At 61.3% G+C, this 3,733-nt stretch carries 5 protein-coding genes; 4 read left to right on the top strand and 1 reads right to left on the bottom strand.

Translation table 11 applies throughout. From position 1 onward, the window contains the following. The 4 genes from EN750_RS40010 to EN750_RS23325 form a co-directional block, all read left to right on the top strand. Positions 1 to 364: hypothetical protein (locus EN750_RS40010; protein ID WP_210212763.1), on the top strand; the 364-nt coding region annotated here is incomplete at its 5' end. Beyond that, entirely contained in the window at positions 340 to 1,746 is a 1,407-nt protein-coding gene (locus EN750_RS23335; protein ID WP_127397777.1) for a PTS transporter subunit IIC, read from the top strand. The genes EN750_RS40010 and EN750_RS23335, both read left to right, overlap by 25 nt. A 74-nt stretch (positions 1,747 to 1,820) precedes the next feature. Beyond that, the gene (locus EN750_RS23330; RefSeq protein WP_127397776.1) at positions 1,821 to 2,282 is read left to right on the top strand and encodes a PTS sugar transporter subunit IIA; all 462 of its coding nucleotides are present in this window, start codon (positions 1,821 to 1,823) and stop codon (positions 2,280 to 2,282) included. A 17-nt stretch (positions 2,283 to 2,299) separates the two neighbouring features. After that, positions 2,300 to 2,587: a PTS sugar transporter subunit IIB gene (locus EN750_RS23325; protein ID WP_127397775.1), complete on the top strand. Its 288-nt coding sequence runs from the start codon at positions 2,300 to 2,302 to the stop codon at positions 2,585 to 2,587. 33 nt (positions 2,588 to 2,620) lie between these two features. Here the strand turns inward: EN750_RS23325 and EN750_RS23320 are convergent. After that, a partial coding sequence (locus EN750_RS23320; protein ID WP_145967855.1) for a multicopper oxidase family protein occupies positions 2,621 to 3,733 on the bottom strand: 1,113 nt, incomplete at its 5' end.

The raw sequence follows: 3,733 nt of genomic DNA, 5'->3' as shown, positions 1-3,733 counted from the left end.
GCAAGAATGTCCACAGCTTCGTGATTTGGGACCGGATAGCAGGGAACGGGTTCTATTTGCCAACGAAACCCGGTCGCGACCGGCAATTTCCCACGAAATCGTCTCGGAAGGGACGTCCTTCGGGGCTCGATTGGCCGAAGCGCAACCAATTGACAATGCAGCGGACAACCCCAATAAAACATTCGTTTGTCAACAAAGGCAAATGTTCACCGACGCGACAGTCGGAAAGCATTCGCCTCTGGGCAAATTGGGGAGTGTCTTTGCGCCAGAGCGTCAAAGGCTGGATGGAGCATCATTGCGAGGCGTCGAGCGAAGGCTCGCGGCTCCAGGGGAGGAAAAATGGATACTGTTCTCGCGGGCCTAAAAGGGGCCATCGATACGCTTGGCCCGACGATCCTGCTGCCAATTGTCATTTTCATCATCGCCGTGGTTCTGGGCGCCAAGGTCAGCAAGGCTTTTCGCGCCGCCGTCACCATCGGCGTCGCCTTCATCGGCATCAATCTGGTGCTTGGCCTCATGTTCACGTCGATTGGCGACGTTGCCAAGGCCATCGTCACCAACACCGGCATTCATCGCGACATCATCGATGTCGGCTGGCCCTCCGCGGCCGCGATCGCCTTCGGCTCGTCGGTCGGCCTTTGGGTCATTCCGGTCGGCATCCTCGTCAACATCGTGCTGTTGCTGACACGCATGACGCGCACGCTCAATGTCGACGTCTGGAATTTCTGGCACTTCGCCTTTGTCGGCTCGCTGGTGGTCGCCGCAACCGACAATCTGGCCTATGGCATCGCGGTCGCAGCACTTGTCGCAGCACTCTCGCTGCTGTTCGCCGACTGGTCGGCGCGCGCGGTGCAGCAGTTCTACGGCGTGCCCGGCATTTCCGTGCCGCATCTCGCCTCGGCGCAGATCCTGCCGATCGCCATTGTGCTCAACTGGATCATGGACCGCATTCCCGGGATCAACCGCATCAACATCAACACCGACACCATCGAGCGCAGGTTCGGCGTGTTCGGCGAACCTGTCGTGATGGGCCTCATCATCGGCCTCGTGCTTGGTGCGATCGCCTTCTACAATGCGGGTGATCTCAGCGTGGTGCTGGCAAAGGTTCTGGGCACCGGCATGACGCTGGCCGCGGTGATGCTGCTGCTGCCGCGCATGGTCAAGATCCTGATGGAGGGGCTGATCCCCGTCTCCGACGCGGCACAGGCGTTCGTGCGCAAGCGCACCGGTGACCGAGAGCTTCTCGTTGGTCTCGATTCGGCGATCCTGATCGGCCATCCGGCCGCGATCTCGTCGTCGCTGATCCTGGTGCCGATCGCGATCATTCTGTCCATCATCCTGCCGGGCAACCGCGTCATCCTGTTCGCCGACCTCGCGGTCATCCCCTTCATCGTCGCCATGACCGCGCCGCTGGTCAAAGGCAACGTGTTCCGCATGGTGGTGATCGGCACGGTGACGCTGGCCATCGGCTTCTACGTCGCCAACGCGCTGGCGCCGCTGTTCACCAGCGCAGCAGTCTCGTCGGGCTTCAAGCTGCCGGCGGACGCACTACAGATCACCTCGGTGGTCGACGGCTTCCTGTGGGTGCCTTACGTGGTCATCGAGGCTATCCAGGGGATGGGGCTTGTCGGCATCATCGTGATCGCGGTGGTCATCGCGGCATTGTTTGTCCTCTACCGCCGCAATCCGCTCGGCTGGGAGCGGGCCGCGGGCGCCAAGGACGAGCCGGCCGAAGAGACGGCCTGAACCTGATAGCGTCCACCCTTTAAACCGATCGTGCGCCCTTCCCGGGGCGCACGATTTCATAGACGGAGCAAAGAATGTCCGACGGACTCATGCAGCTTCTGGACCCTGACGCGATCGTGCTCGGATCCGATGCCTCGACCAATGAGGAGATCATCCGCATTCTGGCGGGCCGGCTGGAGAGACTTGGCTATGTCAAAAACAGCTATGCCGACGCGGTCGTGCGCCGCGAATTGGCCATCCCGACCGGACTGCCGCTGGAACGCTCCGATAATGTCGCGGTGCCGCACACCGATCCGGAGCATGTGCTGAAGCCTGGCATCGCGATGGGCACATTGAAGCAACCAGTGACCTTCGCCAACATGGAGGATCCCGACGAGATGCTGCCGGTCGGCTTCGTCTTCCTGCTTGCCATCAACGACAAGGACAAGCAGATTGAGGCGCTGCAGGCCGTCATGGCCACCATCCAGAACCCGCAAGCCTTGGATGATTTGAGGTCGGCCAGAACCCTCGAAGACGTGCGAGCCGTACTCGGCTGAAACAAGGAGAAGCAGAGATGTCCAGACAGAAAACCATTCTCTTTGCCTGCGGCACGGGCATCGCCACCTCGACCGCGGTCAATGTCGCCGTCACCGAGGAAATGAAGAAACGCGGCCTCACCTTCAATGCCCAGCAGGCAAAGGCCACCGAAGTGGCCGGACTGGCCGACAATGTCGACTTCATCGTCGCAACCACCCCGATCTCCGCTTCGGTCACCAAGCCGGTGATCAAGGGCCTCGCCTTCCTCACCGGCATCGGCAAGGACAAGGTGCTCGACGAGATCGAGGCGCAGTTGCGCAAATGACGGCACAGACGCTACGCGCAGGCTGACGCGGCTTCACACCACCCTGACGTAGCTCGTCATTCCCGATTTCTGGTGCTCGATGATGTGGCAGTGCAGCAGCCAATCGCCGGGATTGTCGGCGACGAAGCCGAGCTGAACCTTCTCGTTGGGCTGAATGAGATAGGTGTCGGAAATCACAGGCTGAACCTGGCGCGTCGAGGATGACAGCACTTTGAAGCTCATACCGTGCAGATGCATCGGATGGGATTGCGGCGTCAGGTTCTCCATGTCGATGACGTAGCTTTGGCCAAGCTTCAATTCGGCCAGCGGCGCGGTCGGATCCTTGGTGTCACCAGGCCACGGCACTTTGTTGAGAGCCCAGAAACTATAGCCAAGCGAACCGCAGATGCCATCGCTCGGGACGTTTTCCGCCGTGGCGCTCAGTGCCAGGGAAATATGCCTGGCACTGGCGAGATCCACTTCCGCCACCGGATTGAGCTCCAGCGGAGCAACATCGCGAATGTCCCGTTTGAGGGATTTTCCTGTCGCGCGCAGGGTTGCCAGGATTTTTGGCTTGGTGCCCCTGACGTCCCTCAAGCTGACGATCGCGCCTTCCTCGTCGGGCATGCGTATCGCCAGCTCCATGCGCTGGCCGGGTCCAAGCAGCAAGGCATCGGGCGAAAAACGCTCAGGCACCGGATTGCCGTCGAGCGCCATGACACTCGCCTGCGCACCGTCGACGCGAAAAGCGTAGATACGCGTCACGTCGGTGATGGCGACGCGCAGCCGCGCCAGTCCGCCGGCCGGCGCATCATATTGCGGCTGGTCGAGCCAATTGGCGGTGCGCACCGTGCCGTAAGTGCCGGTTCTCGCGGCATCGCGCGGCCGGAATTGGTCGATGAACTGGCCGTCGTCACCGAGGCGCCAGTCGCGCAAATTGAGGACGATTTCGGCATCGAATTTCGGATCGTTGGGATTCTCGACCACGATCACGCCGGTCAGGCCATGGCCCATCTGCTCCAGCGTGTTGCAATGCGGGTGGTACCAGAAGGTGCCGGCGTCGGGCGGCGTGAAGGCGTAGTCGAAATGATCGCCGGTGTAGACGTAGGGCTGGACCAGAAACGGCACGCCGTCCATCTTGTTGGGAACGCGAATACCGTGCCAGTG

The organism is Mesorhizobium sp. M7A.F.Ca.ET.027.03.2.1 (assembly GCF_003999175.1).
Lineage (GTDB): Bacteria > Pseudomonadota > Alphaproteobacteria > Rhizobiales > Rhizobiaceae > Mesorhizobium.
Note: the sequence above shows the minus strand (reverse complement) of the source record. Positions and strands in the feature narration are given on the sequence as shown.

Coding starts and splice junctions, on each gene's coding strand:
- EN750_RS23335 (WP_127397777.1), top strand. CDS start 340: ATGGATACTGTTCTCGCGGGCCTAAAAGGGGCCATCGATACGCTTGGC.
- EN750_RS23330 (WP_127397776.1), top strand. CDS start 1,821: ATGTCCGACGGACTCATGCAGCTTCTGGACCCTGACGCGATCGTGCTC.
- EN750_RS23325 (WP_127397775.1), top strand. CDS start 2,300: ATGTCCAGACAGAAAACCATTCTCTTTGCCTGCGGCACGGGCATCGCC.